Source organism: Paenibacillus sp. H1-7 (assembly GCF_022354825.1).
In the GTDB taxonomy this organism is placed as follows: Bacteria; Bacillota; Bacilli; order Paenibacillales; family NBRC-103111; genus Paenibacillus_S.
The window spans coordinates 6,468,010-6,488,503 of sequence record NZ_CP031168.1; the positions used below are offsets into that span (position 1 = coordinate 6,468,010).

The window sequence follows — 20,494 nt, forward strand, 5'->3', positions numbered from 1 at the left end:
CATGAACCAAGTTAGGCTAGTTAGCGATCTCCAACGATCCAAGGAATATTACAACAACCAGCTGGGATGTACTGTGGATAGCTGGGGGCATGCGGAACGCAAGGAGCCCCGTCTTGGATTTATTTTGTACGAAGCGGAGCATGCAGATGATGTCCGGCCGAACCGCAAGCCTCGCGCCGCCAACTATCCGAAGCAATGGGAAGGCCCGCTCAGCGGCATCGATACATATGCTTATACGGACTGGGACCGGATTGATGATCTGCTTGAGCAATTTCGCTCCGACGGAGCTGTGATTCATTACGAAATGAAGCTTGAAGATCAAGGCGATATGCTATGGAAGGAATTTGCGGTTAGCGACCCGGATCAGTACGTCATTGTATTCGGCGCCGGGAAAATGAAGTGATTGATGTCCTGATTGACTATTAAAGAAGGGAATGGTCTTCATTGGTTCCAATTCAGATTAGTGGCACCGCCGTTGTCCTGTTGGTAAAAAATCTCGAGCAATCGATCCAATTTTACACTTGTCTCGGATTTGCCTACGAGGCCATAGGCGGGAACATCAAGCACCATCACGTCTCGCGGGATAAACTGACTCTCATTCTGCTGCAAGCCCGGCACGAGGACGATGTGAAGCCGCTCAGTTCCATGTACGAGGAGCAGTACTTCGACGTGTTCTGTTATACGAACGCCGTCGACTTGTTGTTTAGCGAATTAGCCGGCAGCCATGTCACCATAGCTAGAGCCCCTCACTATTCCCTGCAGTGGAGCGAATTTACAATCCAGGATTGCAATGGGTATAGCATCGCGTTTGGCGGCGGCATCGTCAATCCCGAGCTTGCACTGGAAGAATTAAGAAGCTAATTAAAGCAAAAAAAGTAGTTAGGTACACCACATACCCCCTACTTTTTCATGTATAATAAGGGAGATACCAACTAGACGGGAACTTGTAAATACACAAACCTCCTTGGGGTGGTGGGACGCAAGTGAAGAAACGTGCCGTATTTTTAGGAAGAAAGCAACAGATTGAAGGCGTTTACAGTGTGACCAGTCGAAGCCAATTGGCTGAACTGGCCGATGTGTATCCGGAAGTGGTGAATGAGGACAATGTGGAGGAGCATGCGGCTGCTTTAAAAAAGGTCGAAGTCGCCTTCTCCACTTGGGGAATGCCGACCTTCTCCCAAGAAAGCATTCGACGTTATTTGCCGAATTTGAAAGCGCTCTTTTACGCTGCGGGCAGCGTCCAGCGCTTTGCAAGACCGTTTCTGCATTCGGACATTATCGTCGTCAGCGCCTGGGCCGCCAATGCGGTTCCGGTTGCCGAGTTCACGGCCGGCCAAATCGTGCTGGCCAACAAAGGCTTTTTCCAGTCCGCCATGAGGTCCAAGGAAGCCCGTTCCGAAGCGTCGAGGTACGCGCGGTCATTTCCAGGCAACTACAATGCCAAAGTCGGCATCATCGGGGCAGGCATGATCGGCAAAAAGGTGATCGAGCTGCTAAAGCCATACCAGCTGGACCTTATCGTCTTCGATCCCTTCCTGTCCGATGCGGCCGCTGAACAATTGAATGTCCGGAAAACCGGGCTGGTCGAGCTCTTCACGCAATGCCATACGATCTCGAACCATCTGGCCAACTTGCCGGCTACCGTCGGGATGCTTAATAAAACGCATTTTGACCGGATGCTGCCGAATGCAACCTTCATCAATACCGCTAGAGGCCAGCAGGTTGTAGAGTCCGACCTGATCGAAGCGCTTCGAGCGGTGCCCACGAGAACGGCTTTGCTGGATGTGACCTACCCGGAGCCCGTCCGGCCGGACAGCGAGCTGCTGAAGCTGGATAACGTTATCTTGACGCCGCATATCGCCGGCAGCAATCCCGCGGAAACCGATCGGATGGCCCGCTATGTCATCGAAGAATTCCGCCGCTATCTGCAGCAGGAGAAGCTGCAGTACCAAGTATCCCTCGCTATGCTCGAAACGATGGCTTAATGCGAATCCGACTTACTACCTCTCAAAAAGGGAGTCCTTGCTCCGGCGCTGCGTTCTTCGCCGAAGCAACGGCTCCCTTTTCGATGGAGTGCAGTGGAAAACAATTGACTGAAGCCGGACCGCTTCGCCTTCTAGCCTATTTTGGCCATCGGCTCGTTATCGGAGAATAAATCGGGGTTCACTCTCAGCAAGCCTGAGATCGTCTCGTGGAGCAGCACCGTGTCACATACTCTCACAAGCGCATCGCCCAAATATCCCTTGTACATCGCCTCATGCCTCTCCAATACTTCCTCTACCTTCCAAAAATGCTCCGACCAGCGCAGCCCGCAGTGTCTCCGGGACGGAACCGAAATTTCCGTGCCGTCGCTTAAGACGGTATACAGCTGCTCACGGGTATCGGTAAGCCGTCCCGGAATATCCATCCACTCCTCAATGCCGTGAATGAATGTATTCCGGCGCAGATCGACGCCGACCAGCAGAATGGTAGCTTTCCTGTCTAGCAGCTTGCCCCAGGCGGAGTTGCGGTGGCATGGCGTGTCATAGCATTCATCCCCGCGGACGAACTCCTCGGCATCGCGTCCCAACGCAGCAACCGAGTGGGTCGGATGAAGCGAACGGTGAACCCCGGGACGTTGGCGGAACAGCTCCGGCAAAATGCCGACGCAAGAAGGAGATGACTCCACATTGAATTTGGGGTTGCTTGCATTAATATAAGACCAGGTGTGGGTAGGCAAAACAAGCAGACCCTCCTGCATATATTCGGACAGGGCGTCCAGAACGGTATCCGCTCCGCCCTCGACCTCTCCTATACTTTTCATGGAAGAGTGAACCAACAAAGTCCCTTCCCTGTCAATGCCCATATATGCGAGCTGATCCATCAAGCTCATTTTTGTATGCATTCGATTGACCTCCCGTTACAGAGTAGTTTGCTTTGGCAAAGAGGGTACGGCGCTGATTTCAGAAGCTATCCGCCCTACCATCCCGCTCATTACGGTGCTTCTAGCTGTCGAGACCGCGTGTTTGATGGCGTCGGCGTTAGACGAGCCATGGCTTTTGATGCATACGCCGTCGATACCGAACAAAGGGGCGCCGCCATATTGTCTATAATCCATGCTTTTCATGAATCTTGTCAAACCGGGTCTTATTATAGAGGCCGCCAGTTTGGTAAGGGCAGACCGGGTAAACTCCTCTTTCAAATGAGACGTTATCGCACCAAGAGCACCTTCAAACGACTTCAACAAAATATTGCCGCTGAATGCATCGCAAACAAGCACATCGCAAACGCTATTCAGAACATCTCTTGATTCTACATTACCCACAAACGAAAAGTGCTGCTCTTGTAACAAGGTATACGCAGTTTTAACGAGTTCGTTGCCTTTTTTCGGCTCCGCGCCTACATTTAACAATCCGATGCGGGGGTTATCGATGCCCAATACTTTGGACATGTAGACATGTCCCATCCATGCATATTGCAGCAGCTGAGCGGGAGTCGGGTCCATAATAGCCCCTAAATCCAGAACCAATACATGCCCTCCACTCATCGTAGGCAGCAGCTGTGCCAATGCAGGCCGCTCAATGCCTTTGATTCTGCCGATAACGAAGAGCCCCATTGCAACTAATGCACCCGTGTTTCCAGCGGATACCATAGCGTCTGCTTCCCCGTCACGGACCATCCGTCCGGCGACCACGAGGGAGGAATCCTTTTTGCGGCGAACGGACTGTACAGGCTCATCATCACCTGCGATCGTCTCGGATGCGTGCACCAGATGTACATTCGGAAGGTCTTCGCTTAGCCAGGGTTTCATTCGGTTCAAGTCCCCAATAAGAACAATGTCATCGTCCTTCCACGCTTTTGCCGCCATCAGCGCCCCTTTCACATTGCATTCCGGAGCCGAATCGCCGCCCATCGCGTCGATTGCGATTCTCATCTTAAGCGCCTCCTTGCTTGGCGTATTTCATCCGAATCATCGAGAAATTGACTGTAGATTCAAGAATTGCCGCACGCAAGGGCATTAATGATGGGGTTATCCGAAGCTCGATTCCCGTCAACGACAGCTGTTGGAGCAAGTCCCCTATTGGCTCCACAGCAACGGGGTTTACGGTCTGCAAGCTGGTATAGTAGCCTGCATTGATATCATACTCCGCAAAGCCTTCCTCTTCGAAAACATACCGGTACAGCTTCGTCTCCCGGATCCGCTCCAGCCAATCCGATTCCACCGCAATAATTCGCTGTACAGCGGAATGGCCGAAGAACCTTTCCTTATCGGCTTCCGAAGTTGATTCTTCAGGCCATAGACATACCCGCGGACAATTTCTCGGGAAATAATAATGTGGGGCATGAAACTCATCTATGGCCCATACCATGGCCGGCTCCTCTTGCCGGTAGTCCAGCGTTCTCGGCTCGAACAACGCAATATCGGGATCTTCACTGAAATGATACAGCCGCATGCTTTAGAACCACTCCTTCGTCATAGCAAGCTTAAAAACGGGAAGACCAGGCTGCATATACACAGTCTGGTCTACATTCCTTACTCCACTATCGCAGACAAAGCGGCGTCGTTAAAATATTCAAAATTATGATAAGGACGGTTATTGATTCGCTTCATCGTTACTTGAAAATTAATCGCAATAAGCTCGTTATCGGGATCGACCATAATCTGGGTATTCCCTCTCCCGGAATGCGAGAACGTTCTCTCGGATCTTAGCGTTCCAGTATAATCCTGCTTCGTGCCGCTGACGTTCCAGCCATATCCCCAGCTCGCTTCCTTGAAAAACTCGTCCCCGAGTCGCGAAGAGACGCCCGGCACTTGATTCATTGTCATTTTTTGCACGCCAAGCTTGCTTAAGAGACGAAAATCATCGTAGAGTCCTTGATTAAGAAACGTCTGGCAAAAGACCGCCATATCGTAAGCGGTAGAGCAAAGTCCGCTTCCGCCCCACGGCTTGGTCAAGTTCTCGTATTCGGCGAAGCGCGGAAACGGCGCATTCGGCGGGTGCTTCGCCACTCGCGGATATTGGTCAGGCGGCACGATGAAGGTCGTATCCTTCATCCCTAACGGCTGAAAGATGCGCTCCGCCATAAAATCCTGGAAGCTTCGCCCGGTTACACGGCGGATAACTTCCGTAAGCAGGGTAAAGCCGTAGCCGCAGTAGTTCATCTCGGTTCCCGGAAAAAAGGACAACGGCGCTTGGTACCCTGCCGTTACATATTTGTAGATGTCCGGCTGCTGATTGTCGGGACACCGGTCCATATCGATTCCCGCTTCGCCGCTCGAAATCGAACTCCAGATATTGTTCTCGTCAATTCCGGAAGTATGTGTGAGCAGATGATGAATGAGAACGTTTTCTTTTTTCTCGCCGGCAAATTCAGGTATGTAATCCTGCACGGGCAATGCAACCGCAACTTTCCCTTCCTCCGCCAGCACCATGATGCCGGTTGCCGTAACCGGCTTGGATATCGAGGCCAGTTGAAAAATCGTATCCAGCTTCATCGGACCGTACGTCTTGTCGTACTCCGGATCAACATAAAGCTTATGCGAGACGATGATACCTTTGCGGGCTATCAAAGAAACGATAATCGGTGAAACTCCGCGATCCACCCAATCCTGCTGCAATGCTTCCAATTTGGCGATTCGCGTCTCGCACATCCCTGCTTCATGAGGATGACCATACCGTAGACCCATATCCAACCACCTCGGCGAATTCATTTTACCTGCAAACACTAATAATACCATAAATATCCATATGCGCAATCAAAAAGATCAACTCTTCTTCCGTCTCCTAAATATCATGAACAGCCCGCCGAGAAGCGCCATGATAAAAGCAGCAGCGATATACAATCTAAAGGGACGAATGTACCCGTAATAAATCATCCGGGCCTGGAACATTTGATAACTGGTTTGGTATGCTTTCATTTGATCGGATAAATCCGTTTGCTGCGTAGGCGTGTGCCCCGAAGGCAGCTTGGCCAGGTCGTCAGAGGCCGCTGCAAGCAATTTGGTTCGTGAGCAAGTCGAGGTATGCCATTCCACCGCATTCGCGTTATTTGTTTGGTAAGCATATACGAGATAGCTTTCTCCAAGCTGAAAATCAAAACCGCAAGCGGTATCGCCGCCTGCGCTAGTCATCACTACGAACTCGGTTTGGTCTGTTCCTTTCCACGACTGCTGAACTTGAAACCGTACGACATACCGATGATCGTAGATTTCACCTTTTTTCCGGTCCTCATGAACATTTTGGCGGATATCGAGCACTTGTCCGGCAAAGACAACCCCCGCCATATCCAACGCTTTTAACGGGTCTTTCTCATAAGCGCAGCTGCAACCGCGGCACAGCCCGGGAGAGGCGATCAGCAGGAAAGCGAACACCATCGCGGCTATCCAATTCTTTTTCACACCGTACTCCTTCAACAAGTGCTCCAAGGAAGACTAACCGGGATGCGAACGTTTTCTTCTCATCATCATTTTGGCGCCGAACCAGACTGCGGCGAGAACGAATGGCACCCATAACAGCTTGAGACCGTATTGATAAACGAGCAGACCGACCTTCTCCACATGATCGCCCGCCAAACGGCCTGCAGCGAAAAACAACAATGTCCAAACAAAACCGATGGAGTATGAAATGAGGGCGTAACGGCGGAACGACATTTTATTAACGCCGACGATATAAGGAGTGATGTGTCTGACGACGGGAAAAAAGTAGCTGATGACCAGCGCCATATTGCCGTACTTATCGACGAGATTTTCCGAAATCTGAATATATTTCTCCATGTTTTTCTTGCGCTTTAATTTCTCAAGCACCGGTGTTCCGATATAACGGCCCAGGAAGTAACCGAGCGACAAGCCGGAGATGACGCCGAGATACGTCAGGATAAATGCGGGAACGACATGAAGCAATCCGCTGGAGGTTGCGGCTCCGCCTGTCATTACAATGACTTCATCGGGTATAGGCATACCGACAATGCCGAGCCACAGCGCAAAAAATAGAGCCGCATAACCGTACTGGCCGATCATGGTGAGCAGCATATCGTAGGTCATGAACGGATCACCCTCTTTTGCGGCAAATGTAGACAAAGGCAGGCGGCAGATTGAAGGGGACGAATTGAATGGTTTCAATATCGAAGTATTCGCTTAACTGCTGCTTCATTTGCAGAGAATACTGAAAGGCGACGAACAAGCCGCCGGGCTTCAGGGAGTACATAATCTCATTGATGATTTCGTCGCGGATCTGCTGCGGAAAATTGAAGAACGGAAGCCCGCTTATAATCGCGTCGAGCTGTGCAATACCTTCGGTCTGAATCGCATTGCGGATTTGACATGCATTGGAATAGCAGCCCATTCCGGGATAACGCTCAGCCAGACCTTTGCGCAAGCTGTCCTCCTTCTCGAACAACAGCACTCGCGTTTGCGGTCTTGCCGCCGCATGGATATACTCGGTAATCGCACCGGTCCCCGCGCCCAATTCGGCAACGGAATCTATGTATTCCCAAGGAATATACCGGGTCATGGCCCTGGCCAAATATTTGGAGCTTGGTGTTATGCTTCCCACATCTTTGGGAGACTGGATGAATTTATGAAGAAACTGGAATTTCTCTTGAACGATTGAGCTAATGTTTATCATTTCACGAGCCTCTCCCTAATTGGGTATTCTTGTAATCTTATACTAATAGAATACAAATTTTGGATCGTAACTTCAACAGTCCGCAGCCCGGTATTTTACTAGACCTAAGGCTAGGTGGATGAATAATGAATCCATTGTAGCATATTTTGTAATTTTGTAAGCGATTACTGTTTATATTATTCGAAAGAGCCGCCTTCATGTTGGGGGGTATAGTAGAAAGGTAAGGTCTCCCGGGCAGTAGTCGTCTATTGAATGAATCGGGAAACCTCAGCCTAAGCCAAGTAATGGATGCCTCCTATCGCCCGGCCTGCTTGTTCAAAAATTGCAGTGTAGCCAGCAGCGCTTCCTCCAAATGAGGCGTTGTGCCCTGAAACGGATGGACCGCTCCGAAGGTATGGGTACCGCCCTCAATCACTGCAATAGGATGCTGCGGCGCGCCTTCGCGCAATGCCTCGAAGCCCGCTCTAAGCCGCGGGGAATCTTGATCGCCCTGTACCTGAAGCACGGGAATGGCCAGCTCCGCAAGCCGCTTGACGATATTGTATCGCTCCCCGTTGCGTTCCAAATCCTCGAAAAAGCTGGCGCGGATGGGCATCTCCTGCTTCGTTCTGGCGTTCGCCACATACCCGACGCCGTCCTGCTCCACCTGCACTTTGAACGCAGCGTCGAACAAATCCGCCCAAGCACTGCCGTTCCAGGTGACGAGGGCGCGGATCTCAGGATGCTCGGCCGCAAATACGATGCCGCCTGCGCCTCCCCAGCTGTGACCGACCAAATAGATCCTGTTCGTATCGGCCTGCTCGGCGAACGGCAGCTGCTTATCCAGCAGCCTCCGCAGGACAAGCTTAAGATCGGCTTGCTCGCGGGAGAACGTATTGAGGCCGAACTTGTCCAGTTCGTCGAAATCGCTCTCTCCTACGCCGTTGCAGGAGAAATTATACGTTACCGTATAATAGCCCTCCTCTGCAAAACGCGAAGCGGCATATGGGAAAAACCCCCAGTCCTTGAAGCCTTTAAACCCGTGGCTGATGAGCAGCACCGGTCTCGTCCCATCTCCGCCGGCACCGCTGCCATTGGTGTTGCAAACACGGATATCACCGCGAACGAACAGCGGTGCTCCCGAATCCAAACAACCTGCGTCCAACACAAAAGACTCTTGAACAACGGAATGCCGATCCAACAGACTTCCCCCTCTATTCCATTAACCGTGGATTGCTTAGCAAAATTTTGAAATCAATCGGAATATTACTAGCATACCATATCGGCCTTTCCGATTGCCAACAATGCGGAGGGCAGCCCTTCCTTCCCTTCATAAATGAAGAGATGGCGGACTGCCCTGTTTATTATGATCCTATTAATGAATGACTCTCAGCTTGTCGACTCCGCTGAAGGCGTTGCCGTTCTTCAGCTTGCCGGTCACTAGAACTTCTACTTCTCCCTGCCGGCCCTGCAGTGAAGCGATAACCTCAGCTCGATCGAACTTGACTGTGCTTTCGCTTCCCTTGCCTGCAAGCCCGTCTTGACCCTCGTCCTTACCGGCATTTTTACCTGACTCGGCTTGTGCCTTGACCACTTTGCCGCCGTAAACGCTCATCTGTACGGTAGAGGCGTCGACGGAAGCCGCATAGCCTTCAGGCAGCTTAATGGATACCGTCATGGAGTTGGCTCCGCCGTTGCTTTTCAAATTCAGTGTGCTCGGAGACAGCTTCACCTCCGCCGGAACGATCACGTACATATTCGGAGCCTGTGGAGCGGTCATGCCTTCGCCCAGATAGAAGCTTGTATGCGGCGGCTGGTTGTACGCGACGTTTTGCCACGCGACGCCCATTCGGTATACAGGGTCATGCATGAGCGTATAAATGCGGTGGTTCGTTACCGCCGTCGTAGTATAGATATGAAGCGCGGAGCTGTCGATCGTTCTCCATACGGCTTCTTCCCTCCAGTCGCCGAACAGGTCGGCTGTCAATGCCGGATTCGCCTTCGTGCTGTTGTTCGAGGCAGCTTCCTCCGCGGTCAGCACGTTCACGGATTTGAAATTGACGTAGTCCCATTTGTCAATCCGGTTGTTGTCCAGCAGCTCGCGCTGCAAATCGCCGTCCCACCATATGCCGAAGTTAATGGACGGAGTGGACGAGCTGATCTTGACCCCTTGGCTGGAATACAGGCCGACCCCGGTCGATGCCCACGCTTCCTCGCCCTTGTAATTCGGGTCGATGTCCGCAGCCATGCCCCTGCCCGTATCCTTGCCCGTAGGTACGCCCCACAGCACGGTTCCGTCTGCAGCATCCCACATGGCCGCGCCATACGGGGAATTTTTGTCTTCATTGACCTTGAATACTTCAAGGCCCGGACGATCCGGGTCCAAATCCCCGACATGCAGCGCGTCGCCATGACCCAATCGCGTATTGTACAGCCCGGTGCCGTTGTCGTCGACCGTCATTGCACCGTACACGATTTCGTCCTTGCCGTCGCCGTCCACATCCGCTGCGGTCAAGTTATGGTTCCCTTGTCCGGCGTAAGCCTCATTGCCTGCGGTATTGCTGTCGAAGGTCCACACCTTGCTCAGCTGTCCGTCCCGCCAGTTGTAGGCAGCGAGCACCGTCCGCGTATAGTAGCCTCGTGCCATGACAAGGCTCGGTCTTTCCCCGTCCAAATAAGCAACCGTAGCCAGGAAACGGTCTACGCGGTTGCCGTAATTGTCGCCCCAGCTCGTCACCGTTCCGCGAGGAGGATCGTAATCGACCGTTGCAAGAGCCTTGCCTGTCTTCCCTTCGAAGACGGTCAAATACTCGGGACCGGACAATACGCGTCCCGGACGGCTGCCCGTTAAATCGCGGTAATCCGCCTGAGGATCGCCGATAACGGCGCCCGTTCCGTCGGTCGTGCCGTCCGCGGTCTTAAACGCGACCTCCGACTTGCCGTCCCCGTCCAGATCGTAAACCATAAATTGCGTATAGTGGGCGCCGGCACGAATATTTTTGCCGAGTGCAATCCTCCACAGCATCGTACCGTCCAGCTTGTAAGCATCGACAAACACTTCGCCGGTAACGCCGTCCTGCGAATTATCCTTGGAGTTGGACGGGTCCCACTTCAGCACGATCTCATATTGTCCGTCGCCGTCAAGATCGCCCGCGCTCGCATCGTTCGCGCTGTAAGTAAAGACGGAACCGTCCGGATTCGTGCCATCAGCCGGCTTTTGCAGAGGAACGGAGAGATAGTTCGTTCCCCACACGTTCACCTGCTCCGAGGCAGGCTGCTCTTTACCGTTCAGAACGGCACGGACCGAGTACACCGAATTTGCGGTGCCTTCCGTATCCGCATAATTGGTGCTTTTCGTAATCGGCGCCGCATTTACCTTAACGCCGTTACGGTACAAATTAAACGCTATGGAGTCGGGTTCGTTGCCTAGCAGGCGCCAGCTGACGAATACGCCCTGCTCCACCTTGACGGCGACCAGACCGCGGTCCAGCAATTCCATTTGCCGCTTGACGGGTGACGCACCCGCAGAGATTGCGCTGCCCGCTTCGGCAGCAGCCTGCAGCGGTATTCCTGCTGCAGCGATCAGTAAGGAGCTTAGCAGAATCCCGCTTGTTTTTCTTACCTTACGGTTAATCTTGTCGAACATCATTTCAGCCTCCTGACGAGTTCATTGAATTGACCTTTGCATGGTCCACGAGCAAATCTTTATGTCCTGCTCATTCCTGCTTCCCGGCATGTATGCGGTTCCAAAACTACGGTGCAGCTCCGTTCAAGCCGAACTAAAATCAACTTTCCTCCTTTCTGAATACTTACTGGATGCATTACGCTCCCACGGTGCTTGCTTCCATTCTCACAAGCTTCAGGAGAATTCGGTATGCGGAATACCTCCCCCACCATAAAGGATTTTGCTCCAGGCAACAATTGCATATTTTTTATTCGTTTGTATTTTTTTGTAATTGGGTGAAAAAAGGGGTTGTACTTTTTTGCAAATTTTGAAAACGTTTACCTCCGCATTGCCTTTATGGTACGCTACTGACAATGACTATTTTCCAAAAGGCGGGCTGGATCATGAAGGATCATTTTTTCTTCCCCGGTTTTTTTACTTCCTTTCACGTGTGGAACGTTCTGTACAAAAATGCCGAGAAGGGCTCCGTCTATCCCAATCATAAGCATCCGTTGTTGGAAATCTTGTATATCGAGTCCGGGCTGATGAGCGAATGGGTCAATGGCGTGGAATACCGGCTGCACGCAGGCGATTTTATCATGATCAATACGGGCGATCTTCATTATCCCGAAGCGCACGAGGAGAGCCGGTTTTTCAACTTTCATTTTGACGTTGAGCCCCGCGAGGTGCATTCCTTGTTCCACAGGCTCGGCAAACCGATCGTCAGCGCACAGCAGCCGCCCGAAATTCGCGAGGAAATCCGCCATTGGATGAACCGGCTTATTCAGCTATTTAAGGATGACGACGAGCTTGCTTTTACGAAAAAAATGATCCTGCAGTCGATGATGATGCAGTTTCTCGCCTTCCTGCTGGAAAAGATCGTGATTCCCGAAGGCAACAACGTGTCCGTCGCTTCGAATTCCAAATATTTGATTGCTACCGAGGTCGCTTATTTGCTGGAGACATACGGAGGCTCGGAAACGCTGCGAATATCCGAATTGTCCGAACGGCTGCATGTGCACCGCAACCATATTACGAATTGCTTTAAGCAGGTGTACGGGATGTCGCCCAAGCATTACTTGACCAAGGTCCGGGTGGAAAAAGCGAAGAAGCTGCTGCAGGAAACGAGCTTGTCGGTCGAGGATATATCGGAGACGCTGATGTTCTCGTCATCCGCTTACTTTTGCAAATTTTTTCGCGACAACGTCGGAACGACGCCATTCAAATACAGGTCGGGAGCCTTGTCTTAAAAGCAATGGACCGGCTTAGCCAGAGAGTCCTTCGGGCTCTCTTTTTTCGGTTTGACATCAGCTGTGTGCAAAATTGATATTTTCGCATTCTTTTTTTCATTGTTGCAGGGTGAAGGGCAATGATACGATACTACTAAACCGCTTACAAATTTCAAACAGGCTAACGCTTAAACGAGGGGGACTGTACAATGAACATGCGTTTTTTGGCAGCTGCCGCAGCAGTCTTAATGAGCTTAACCGCAGCAGCAGGGTGCGGGAAAGGAGACGCTCCGCAAGCGACCGGCCCAAGCACGGATTTGGGTAATTCTGCCTTAGCTCCAGCCAAACAGGAAGAGCCTGTCAAGCTGCTGATGGCCCAAAAATGGTCTGAAATTAACGACGCCGATTTCAAATCATTGATTGTGGAGCCGTTGCAAAAACGATATCCGCATATTCAGATCGAAATGCTCAAAGGGGAAAACATTAAAGAGATGATCGCCGCAGGTACCGTTCCCGACATCGTCGCCACCTGGGTCAACCTCATTCCGGACTACCAGGAGCTGGGTCTGGTCGAGGACATGACGCCGCTGATCAAAAAGCACAGCGTAGACTTGGGCCGGTTCCAGCCGACCTACCTGGATACGATACGCGGCTATGACAAAAATGGAGGCCTCGTCGCCCTCCCCTACGATGCGAACTTCAATGTCATTTATTACAACAAGGACATCTTCGATAAATTCGGGGTGGACTATCCGAAGGACGGCATGACCTGGGATCAGACGATCGAGCTCGCCAAGCGCGTAAGCCGCGAGGAGCAAGGGATAAGGTACCGCGGGCTGGAAACCGACGGTTATGGCAAGCTGGCGCTGCAAATTGCCCTGCCTTCGGTGAAAGACGGCAAATCGAACCTTGGTGACGGACAATGGAAGAGCATTCTTGAGCTGGCCAAAACAATAGAAGCGATTCCTTACAACGAGCCTGTGCCGAACGTACACCAGCGCAACCAGTTCATGAAAGACCGCAATCTGGCGATGTTCGCTACCGGCAACAACTTTAATCTGCTTGCCGGCGACGCAGCCAAAGGCTTGAACTGGGATATCGCTCAATATCCGAGCTATCCGGACAAACCGAATCAGGCGGGCATGGTCGACGAGCATGTCGCCTTCGTCAGCAAGACGAGCAAGCATAAGGACGAGGCGTTCAAGGTGATTGAAATTTTGACCTCGGACGAAATTCAGAAGAAATTGACCCGTGCATCCGGCAAGCTGTCCGTGCTGAAGGATAACGGCATACGTCGCGAGCTGGGCGCAGATATGCCGGTTCTGCAAGGAAAGAACCTGGATGCGATTTTCAAAGGCACCTACATCCCCGCCTACACGGCAACGAGCAAATACCCGGATGCAGGAAAAATCCTCAGCGAGCAAGTGACCAAATATTTGAAAAACGAGCAGGATGTCAATACGACGCTTCGTATGGCCGATGAAGGGCTCCAAAATCATATAAGACAAATTGACGGAGCCTCCGGCAAGTAACCGACTACAAAGAGAGATATCGGAGGGAAACATCTTATGGTAAGAAACGCGATGTTATGGAAGGATCTGTCCGGCCTGCCGATTCACGCTCACGGCGGAGGCATGCTGCAATCGGGTCCGTATATATATTGGTTCGGCGAAAACCGGGAAGGACGCAAGCGGGTATCGTGCTACCGCTCCACCGACTTGACTCATTGGGAGTTCCGGGGGGATGTGCTCACACTGGATTCCCCGTTCGAGCCTATAGACATGCGCACCTCTCCCGAGCTGGTAACCGATCCGGATACCGGAAGAGGCGCCAATATCGAGAGGCCGAAGGTCATTTACAATGCCAAGACAAGCAAATACGTCATGTGGATGCATTGGGAGAACGGCAAAGATTACTCGGCGGCTCGATGCGCCGTCGCTACCTGCGACACGATAGACGGCGACTATGTATATCATGGCAGCTTCAATCCGGTCGGTGCGATGTCGCGGGATTGCACCCTCTTCGTCGACGATGACGGTACGGCCTACTTTATTTCGGCGGCAAGAGAAAATGCGGATTTGCACATGTACCGTCTGAGCAGCGACTATTTGACCATCGACGAGCAGGTACGCACGCTGTGGCCGGGCCAGTATCGGGAGGCGCCGGCTGTCGTGAAGCGCAACGGGGTCTACTTTATGGTGACATCCGGCTGCACGGGCTGGGAACCGAATCAGGGCAAATACGCTTATACCCATAGCCTTACGGACTCGTGGTCCGAGCTGTACGACTTGGGCAGTCCGACGACTTACGATACGCAGCCGACGTATATTCTCCCTCTGCAGGGAAGCGCCGCCACCAGCTATCTGTATGTGGGCGACCGTTGGTATCCGTCGAACTATCATCAATCCTCTTACGTGGTGCTTCCACTCGAGTTTCCGACCGATACGACCATGAGGCTGTATTGGGCGGATACAGTACACATCGATGCCGGTAAAGGCACAATTGCTACCGCCTCCAAGGACAGTGGTGTGTGGAGAATACGCACCGGCTCACACCGGTATTTGGCGCCGGATTCGTACGGTGCGCTAATGGCACAGACGCTCAATTACACCTCGGAGGAGCAGCTGTGGCTGCTGGAGCCGGACATGGATGCGGGGCAGGAGGAGCGAATCGTCCGAATCCGGAATAAAGCATGCGGACGATATATGGAGCCAATGAAAGCTGATGGTGCGGTCGAAGCTGTGAGCATAGCGCTCTCGGATCGCTCTGACCGGAGCTCGCAGCAATGGGGCATGAAGGCAGAAGCCAAGGAAGGCTGGTTCGTCTTGACGAACCGGGATTCCGGCCAGGCTCTGACCTTAAGCCGGGAGCATGAAGGCAAGCCACGCTTACTGGAGTTGAGCGAGGACGGTACCCCCGGACCGGGACAGCGGTTTTTGTTCGTCCCCCATTACGGAGCTGCCGGCGCTGGCGAGGAATAGCAAGCATCGTAGAGCTTGTTGACGATGCCGTTATATCTCATTGAACGATAAAGAAACCTCCCGACCACTTTCATTGTGAAAGCGGTCGGGAGGTTTTGTTCGTTCTGCTCAGAGTAAGAATCGAAGTACCTTGTCATCTAATTTGTGAAATCATATTTCATCAATTGAGACACTGAAAGGGAGAGAACAGCCCGGTTGGAGCTTCGTAGGGGTTTGACTGACCGCTCCGCAGCACAGATACTTGTCCGCTACAGCTCAACAACGGCTTTGATGACGCCGGTCTCGGGCTTCAGCCACGATTCGTATTCACCGATCATGTCGTCGAAGCCCACACGATGCGTGATGAACGACCTTGTATCGATATGCCCGTCCCGGATGCTCCGGATCACGTGCTCGAAGTCGACACGGGTGGCATTCCGGCTGCTGACGATGCTCATCTCGCGCTTATGGAACTCCGGATCGCTGAACGCAATATCGGACTTGACCAAACCGACATAGACGAGCCGGCCTCCATGAGCCACATAGCGCAGAGCGCTTTCCATCGATTTGGCATTGCCCGTAGCATCGAGGACAACCGTCGGGAAATCGCCTCCGGTAATCGCCTCGATCTCTTGAACGGGATCCTTCTTGGCGTTTACAGTGAAGTCCGCAGGCGCCCACTGCTTGCAAAACTCGAGCCGCTCGTCGTTGATATCCAATGCAATGACCTTCGCTCCGGCCAGCTTGGCGAATTTCATAACGCCAAGCCCGATGGGCCCCGCGCCGATGACAAGCGCGAATTCCCCCTGCTCTATCGCGGCTCTGCGGACCGCGTGAGCGCCGATGCTGTAGCATTCGACGATCGCCGTCTGGTCGAACGTCAAGCCTTCGGTTGAGAGTAGGTGGTCGGCTGGCACGGTCATATACTCCCGCATCCCGCCGTCCTGATGAACGCCCAGGACGCTCATCTTCGTGCAGCAGTTCGTTTTGCCGCTGCGGCAGGCGATGCACTGGCCGCATTCGATGTACGGCATGATCGTCACCATATCTCCTGCCTTCAAGCCGTTCGCGTTCGAACCGATCTCGACGATTTCTCCCGCAAGCTCGTGCCCTAAAATGCGAGGGTATTCGAAATAGGGCTGGTTGCCCCGATAGGCGTGTAAATCCGTGCCACAAATGCCGATGCGGCGAATGCGCACCAAAGCTTCTCCAGCGGCTGCCTTAGGCATGTCCGTCTCTTTCATTTCAAAACGGTTGGGCTCTTCACATACAATCGCTTTCATGAACGGTTCCCTCTTTTCTCTCGATTCGTGCCTTGCTTATCGCTATGTAGTTATGATACCTTAATGTTACCGATAACAATACGATAACACTCCCTTTGCCGTTCGTCAATCCATGGAACGGTTGAAAATATTCTGTGTTTGTTTTCATGTTTGCGGCATACGCAGTGCATCTCTGAGCATTATTTCAGCACATCATAGTGAATTGAGAGGATTATGAAATGGTAACCATTTATGATATAGCCAAAAAAGCAAACGTATCGCCGATGACCGTATCACGGGTCATTAACAATTCGCCTTCGATCAGCGAGACCACACGCAAGAAGGTCGAACAAATCATCCAAGAGCTGGACTACATACCGAACAAGCAAGCCCGCAGTCTGACCTCCAAAAAAACGAAGCTCGTTTCCCTCGTCATTTCCGATATTTCCAACCCCTTCTTCACTACGATAGCCCGCGGAGCCGAAGACAAGGCGCTTCAATCAGGCTATCAGCTGCTGCTTGGGAACTCGGACGAACAGACGGAGAAGGAATCCCGCTACATTGACATGCTTCTGTCAACTCATGTGGACGGCGTGCTTATCGCTCCGGCAGGAGACCTTTCCCATACGAACCTGCGCAAGCTGGCCAAAAGGAAAGTCCCGTTCGTCTTCGTCGACCGGTATGTGGAGGGGATCGAGGCGGATCTGGTCATGGGCGATAACGCGGAGACTACGCGCAAGCTCGTCGCCCATCTGGCCGAGCAAGGGCATAAGCAAATTGCGCTTATTAACGGCCCTTCATCCGTTTCGAACGCGCGGGAACGGCAGCAAGCCTTCGAGGACGCGCTTGTCTTGAACGGCATCGAAGTACGCCCTCATCTTGTCATTGAATCGCACTTCCGTCAGGATAACTTTCCGGATATCGTGCAGCGCTTGATGAGTCTGACTCCGGAGGAGCGGCCAACTGCGATTGTAGCGGCGAACAACTTTATCGGCATCAATACGCTTCGCGCACTGCGTGAGCTGAACCTGCGCGTTCCCGACGATATCGCGGTCGCCTGCTTCGACGATCCGGAGCCGATCCCGGATTATAATCCGTTTCTGACCGTCGCCGCACAGCCCGCATACGATATGGGATATATCGGCATGCAAATGCTGATCGAACGGATGGAAGGGACGGCTCCGGCAGCTAACCGCAAGGTGATGCTCCCCTCCCGGCTCATCGTACGCAAATCGACGCAGCGGACGGAGTAGCTTCAGTCCTAGTGGGTTCCGAGGCAATGAAGGCGCCCTGCCTGCCGCGGCTAATTTCTGCACCTTAACCGCCCAAAATGGTTTCAATAAAAAAAACCGCTTGCTGTAAGCGGTCTGCCAGTCAAGATAAGTATCGAGAGACTGTCGAGAATGTAAATGCTGCTGTGTACCCTGGTGAGGTAACCCACCCTAGCCGCTGTCGTTTTCACAAAACTTCATTGCGCTTTCTAGCTGCAAGTTTTTGAAAACAGGGACGGTGCGTGCTGTACTTGATCCGGGCTGCGAGCCGGACATCCCCGTTGTGAAATCGTTTAGTTCCAGTAACTCTTTCGGACCGTAGATCCGTTATTCCGCCAAAGGAAGCGATATTCGGCATGTTTTCGGACATACGATCCGCTATTAGCCTGTTTTCAAGCCAAAAGCATTACTTTTTCAGCGAATAAGGTATCTACGGTCCGATAGGTCAGCCATTTGCCCGGTTTTTCGCCAAATAGCGTACGCTGTGTCCGATCCCCACTATAGATGCTGCTCGATCGCTAAGTTCCTGAGAGATCAGGACTGCGAGATACTCGTCGATCATAACGCGTCCCGATAACAATCTGTATCGACTATGTCAGAATACCCGGTCCCACGCTTACACGGAGTCCGTTCCCCTTAATGATGCCGCTCAACTCAAAATTTCTGTTAGAACGAAGCTATGGCACGCCAGAACATCATCATGCGATTGCACGCAATCATCTCAAGACCAGCAGCAGAACCGGCACAGCAAGCTGTTTCGACTATGTCAAACTATCCGGCCCCACGCCTACATCGAGTCCATTCTCCTTAATAAGGCTGGCCGAACTTACGTTTTCCGTTCTAGATGTTTATTTTGATGAGCTCTAGAAATGACAAAATACCACATGCCAACTTCGCTAGGCTCTGCAGATCGCCGAGCACCTCAGCAAGCACTCAAAAATGAGTCAGCTCGGGGCATCGATAGCCAATACGCGTCGCGGCCGTATGGGTACCCTAGCGGAATCCGACCAATCGCCTCGCAGAGTTGCAACGCATGATGTGCAGCTTGCTTTTATAGAGATACCCCGTATGCTATTAACCGCTACAGCCACTCCGCAATCTTCAGAGCAGCAGCTTCCCCGTTGGCTATGCAATCCGGAATTCCGACGCCGTAGTACGAGCAGCCGGCCAGCAAAACATGAGGAAATAACGCATCCATCTTCGTCTCAAGCGACTTCACGATTTCGGGATGCTTAATATGATAGTTCGGCATCGTTTCATGCCATTTGGTTACATTGAAGGTAACCGGCTTGCCGGTAATGCCGAGACTTTTTTCAATATCCTTCAAGCCGACCTCAAGCAGCTCGTTCTCCGACATCTTCTGCAAGGTCTCGTAGGAAGCGCCCGAACTTTTATAAAACAGCCGCACTAACAACTGACGGTTAGCGGAAGTATGATCCCATTTGCGGCTCGTCCACGTACAAGCGTTGCATATCAAATGGTCGTTGTCCGCCGTGATGAAGCCGGTTCCGTCTTTGGGAAGCAGATGGTCGGGAATATCGAAGCCCAGGTATACGCTGATGAGCGAGCTGTTTTTGAGCCCGCTGAAATCCTCATCCAGCTCTTTCGACTGCAGTAGAGCTTGCGCACCCGTATGAAGCGTACTGAGCACGATGTAATCCGCCTCTATCACATCCGAGTTCGCAAGGGTAATCCGGTAAACGCCGTCCTGCGCCTTCTCGATCTTCTCGGCTTTGACCCCCTTGCGAATCTCCGCATCAGTCAGCCGTTCCTCCATTGTATCGACGAGGCAGGACACTCCGTTTTTGAACGACATGAACTTTTTGCCGCCGGAGCTCTGGAACTTCTTCTTGTTCGCCGACAATCCCTGGATGATACTGCCGTACTCGTTCTTGTAGTCCAGTAAATAAGGCAGCGTGGAAGCAATCGTCAGCTCGTTCAGTTGACCGGAGTAGACGCCTGAGAGAACGGGAGAAATTTGCTTTTCCACCAGCTCTTTGCCGAGGAAGCTCTCCAGAAATGCGCCTATGGAATCGTTCTTCGTAAAGGTTTCATTCACCGTATAAAAATCCTTCAAAGCCTCGACCTTGCCCTCCGCCGACACCAGATTGCTCTTCGCCAGCGATTCCACGCTAAGAGGAATGCCGAACACCGTATCGTCCGGAATGGGCTTCAGCTCGCCGTCGGCGTAAATAAACGATTTGCCCGTCGCATTATATACGACCTCGTCCTGCAAGCCAAGCTCCTCCAGCAATGGAGCTACGTTGGTTTTGCGGGTCACGATCGAATCGGCTCCGGCTTCCATAATAAAAGGCCCCTCGTGGACCGTATCGATTTTGCCGCCCAATGAATCGCTGGCCTCGATCAGGATACAGCGTACGTTTTTGTTGTCGGCCTTGATCTGTTTGTGCAAATAGTAAAGCGCAGATAATCCGGTTATGCCCCCGCCAATGACTACGACTGTTTTCAAAGTAGTTACACCTCAATTATCGATATGTTGGATCGAATCGTTTTTTATTAGTATA

At 52.2% G+C, this 20,494-nt stretch carries 18 protein-coding genes; 7 read left to right on the forward strand and 11 right to left on the reverse strand.

Annotated features, from left to right (window positions below):
• Position 1: 1 nt before the first annotated feature.
• The 3 genes from DVH26_RS28550 (at position 2) to DVH26_RS28560 (ending at position 1,985) form a co-directional block, all read left to right on the forward strand.
• A complete protein-coding gene (locus tag DVH26_RS28550) occupies positions 2-403 on the forward strand; it encodes a VOC family protein (RefSeq protein WP_239628098.1) in 402 nt (133 codons plus the stop codon).
• A 41-nt stretch (positions 404-444) separates the two neighbouring features.
• Positions 445-861, forward strand: coding sequence for a bleomycin resistance protein (locus DVH26_RS28555; protein ID WP_239628100.1), 417 nt, complete (start codon positions 445-447; stop codon positions 859-861).
• 122 nt (positions 862-983) lie between these two features.
• On the forward strand, positions 984-1,985 hold the full coding sequence (locus tag DVH26_RS28560; protein ID WP_239628102.1) for a hydroxyacid dehydrogenase: 1,002 nt from the start codon (positions 984-986) through the stop codon (positions 1,983-1,985).
• 131 nt (positions 1,986-2,116) lie between these two features.
• Here the strand turns inward: DVH26_RS28560 and DVH26_RS28565 are convergent, their stop codons facing one another.
• The 9 genes from DVH26_RS28565 to DVH26_RS28605 all read right to left on the reverse strand — a co-directional run bounded on the left by DVH26_RS28565 (position 2,117) and on the right by DVH26_RS28605 (position 11,232).
• On the reverse strand, positions 2,117-2,884 hold the full coding sequence (locus DVH26_RS28565; RefSeq protein WP_239628103.1) for an AAC(3) family N-acetyltransferase: 768 nt from the start codon (positions 2,882-2,884) through the stop codon (positions 2,117-2,119).
• Between the two features lie 15 nt (positions 2,885-2,899).
• Positions 2,900-3,913: a phosphate acyltransferase PlsX gene (gene plsX, locus DVH26_RS28570; protein WP_239628109.1), complete on the reverse strand. Its 1,014-nt coding sequence runs from the start codon at positions 3,911-3,913 to the stop codon at positions 2,900-2,902.
• A gap of 1 nt (position 3,914) precedes the next feature.
• A complete protein-coding gene (locus DVH26_RS28575; RefSeq protein ID WP_239628112.1) occupies positions 3,915-4,433 on the reverse strand; it encodes a DUF6886 family protein in 519 nt (172 codons plus the stop codon).
• Positions 4,434-4,513: 80 nt separating this feature from the next.
• A complete protein-coding gene (locus DVH26_RS28580; RefSeq protein ID WP_239628114.1) occupies positions 4,514-5,668 on the reverse strand; it encodes a serine hydrolase domain-containing protein in 1,155 nt (384 codons plus the stop codon).
• Positions 5,669-5,746: 78 nt separating this feature from the next.
• Positions 5,747-6,379 (reverse strand): hypothetical protein, encoded by a 633-nt coding sequence (locus tag DVH26_RS28585; RefSeq protein WP_239628116.1) that lies wholly within the window; start codon positions 6,377-6,379, stop codon positions 5,747-5,749.
• Positions 6,380-6,412: 33 nt separating this feature from the next.
• Positions 6,413-7,021: a DedA family protein gene (locus DVH26_RS28590; protein ID WP_239628118.1), complete on the reverse strand. Its 609-nt coding sequence runs from the start codon at positions 7,019-7,021 to the stop codon at positions 6,413-6,415.
• Between the two features lie 7 nt (positions 7,022-7,028).
• Complete coding sequence (locus DVH26_RS28595) at positions 7,029-7,604, reverse strand: class I SAM-dependent methyltransferase (RefSeq protein ID WP_239628121.1); 576 nt, start codon at positions 7,602-7,604, stop codon at positions 7,029-7,031.
• A gap of 295 nt (positions 7,605-7,899) precedes the next feature.
• A complete protein-coding gene (locus tag DVH26_RS28600; protein ID WP_239628123.1) occupies positions 7,900-8,784 on the reverse strand; it encodes an alpha/beta hydrolase family protein in 885 nt (294 codons plus the stop codon).
• A gap of 174 nt (positions 8,785-8,958) precedes the next feature.
• Complete coding sequence (locus tag DVH26_RS28605) at positions 8,959-11,232, reverse strand: rhamnogalacturonan lyase (protein WP_481857552.1); 2,274 nt, start codon at positions 11,230-11,232, stop codon at positions 8,959-8,961.
• 419 nt (positions 11,233-11,651) lie between these two features.
• On the opposite strand from DVH26_RS28605, the gene DVH26_RS28610 reads away from it, so the two are divergent.
• The 3 genes from DVH26_RS28610 to DVH26_RS28620 all read left to right on the forward strand — a co-directional run bounded on the left by DVH26_RS28610 (position 11,652) and on the right by DVH26_RS28620 (position 15,457).
• Positions 11,652-12,497 (forward strand): helix-turn-helix transcriptional regulator, encoded by an 846-nt coding sequence (locus DVH26_RS28610; RefSeq protein WP_239628126.1) that lies wholly within the window; start codon positions 11,652-11,654, stop codon positions 12,495-12,497.
• Positions 12,498-12,685: 188 nt separating this feature from the next.
• A complete protein-coding gene (locus tag DVH26_RS28615) occupies positions 12,686-14,008 on the forward strand; it encodes an ABC transporter substrate-binding protein (protein ID WP_239628128.1) in 1,323 nt (440 codons plus the stop codon).
• Positions 14,009-14,044: 36 nt separating this feature from the next.
• Positions 14,045-15,457 (forward strand): family 43 glycosylhydrolase, encoded by a 1,413-nt coding sequence (locus tag DVH26_RS28620; RefSeq protein ID WP_239628130.1) that lies wholly within the window; start codon positions 14,045-14,047, stop codon positions 15,455-15,457.
• A gap of 248 nt (positions 15,458-15,705) precedes the next feature.
• On the opposite strand, the gene DVH26_RS28625 is transcribed toward DVH26_RS28620, so the two are convergent.
• Positions 15,706-16,719, reverse strand: coding sequence for a zinc-binding alcohol dehydrogenase family protein (locus tag DVH26_RS28625; protein ID WP_239628132.1), 1,014 nt, complete (start codon positions 16,717-16,719; stop codon positions 15,706-15,708).
• A gap of 218 nt (positions 16,720-16,937) precedes the next feature.
• On the opposite strand from DVH26_RS28625, the gene DVH26_RS28630 reads away from it, so the two are divergent.
• A complete protein-coding gene (locus DVH26_RS28630; protein WP_239628134.1) occupies positions 16,938-17,951 on the forward strand; it encodes a LacI family DNA-binding transcriptional regulator in 1,014 nt (337 codons plus the stop codon).
• A gap of 1,099 nt (positions 17,952-19,050) precedes the next feature.
• Here the strand turns inward: DVH26_RS28630 and DVH26_RS28635 are convergent.
• Positions 19,051-20,439 (reverse strand): protoporphyrinogen oxidase, encoded by a 1,389-nt coding sequence (locus DVH26_RS28635; protein WP_239628136.1) that lies wholly within the window; start codon positions 20,437-20,439, stop codon positions 19,051-19,053.
• Positions 20,440-20,494 lie beyond the last annotated feature (55 nt).

Coding starts and splice junctions, on each gene's coding strand:
- DVH26_RS28605 (WP_481857552.1), bottom strand. CDS start 11,232: ATGATGTTCGACAAGATTAACCGTAAGGTAAGAAAAACAAGCGGGATT.
- DVH26_RS28630 (WP_239628134.1), top strand. CDS start 16,938: ATGGTAACCATTTATGATATAGCCAAAAAAGCAAACGTATCGCCGATG.
- DVH26_RS28550 (WP_239628098.1), top strand. CDS start 2: ATGAACCAAGTTAGGCTAGTTAGCGATCTCCAACGATCCAAGGAATAT.
- DVH26_RS28620 (WP_239628130.1), top strand. CDS start 14,045: ATGGTAAGAAACGCGATGTTATGGAAGGATCTGTCCGGCCTGCCGATT.
- DVH26_RS28615 (WP_239628128.1), top strand. CDS start 12,686: ATGAACATGCGTTTTTTGGCAGCTGCCGCAGCAGTCTTAATGAGCTTA.
- DVH26_RS28565 (WP_239628103.1), bottom strand. CDS start 2,884: ATGCATACAAAAATGAGCTTGATGGATCAGCTCGCATATATGGGCATT.
- DVH26_RS28590 (WP_239628118.1), bottom strand. CDS start 7,021: ATGACCTACGATATGCTGCTCACCATGATCGGCCAGTACGGTTATGCG.
- DVH26_RS28625 (WP_239628132.1), bottom strand. CDS start 16,719: ATGAAAGCGATTGTATGTGAAGAGCCCAACCGTTTTGAAATGAAAGAG.
- DVH26_RS28575 (WP_239628112.1), bottom strand. CDS start 4,433: ATGCGGCTGTATCATTTCAGTGAAGATCCCGATATTGCGTTGTTCGAG.
- DVH26_RS28595 (WP_239628121.1), bottom strand. CDS start 7,604: ATGATAAACATTAGCTCAATCGTTCAAGAGAAATTCCAGTTTCTTCAT.
- DVH26_RS28580 (WP_239628114.1), bottom strand. CDS start 5,668: ATGGGTCTACGGTATGGTCATCCTCATGAAGCAGGGATGTGCGAGACG.
- plsX (WP_239628109.1), bottom strand. CDS start 3,913: ATGAGAATCGCAATCGACGCGATGGGCGGCGATTCGGCTCCGGAATGC.
- DVH26_RS28610 (WP_239628126.1), top strand. CDS start 11,652: ATGAAGGATCATTTTTTCTTCCCCGGTTTTTTTACTTCCTTTCACGTG.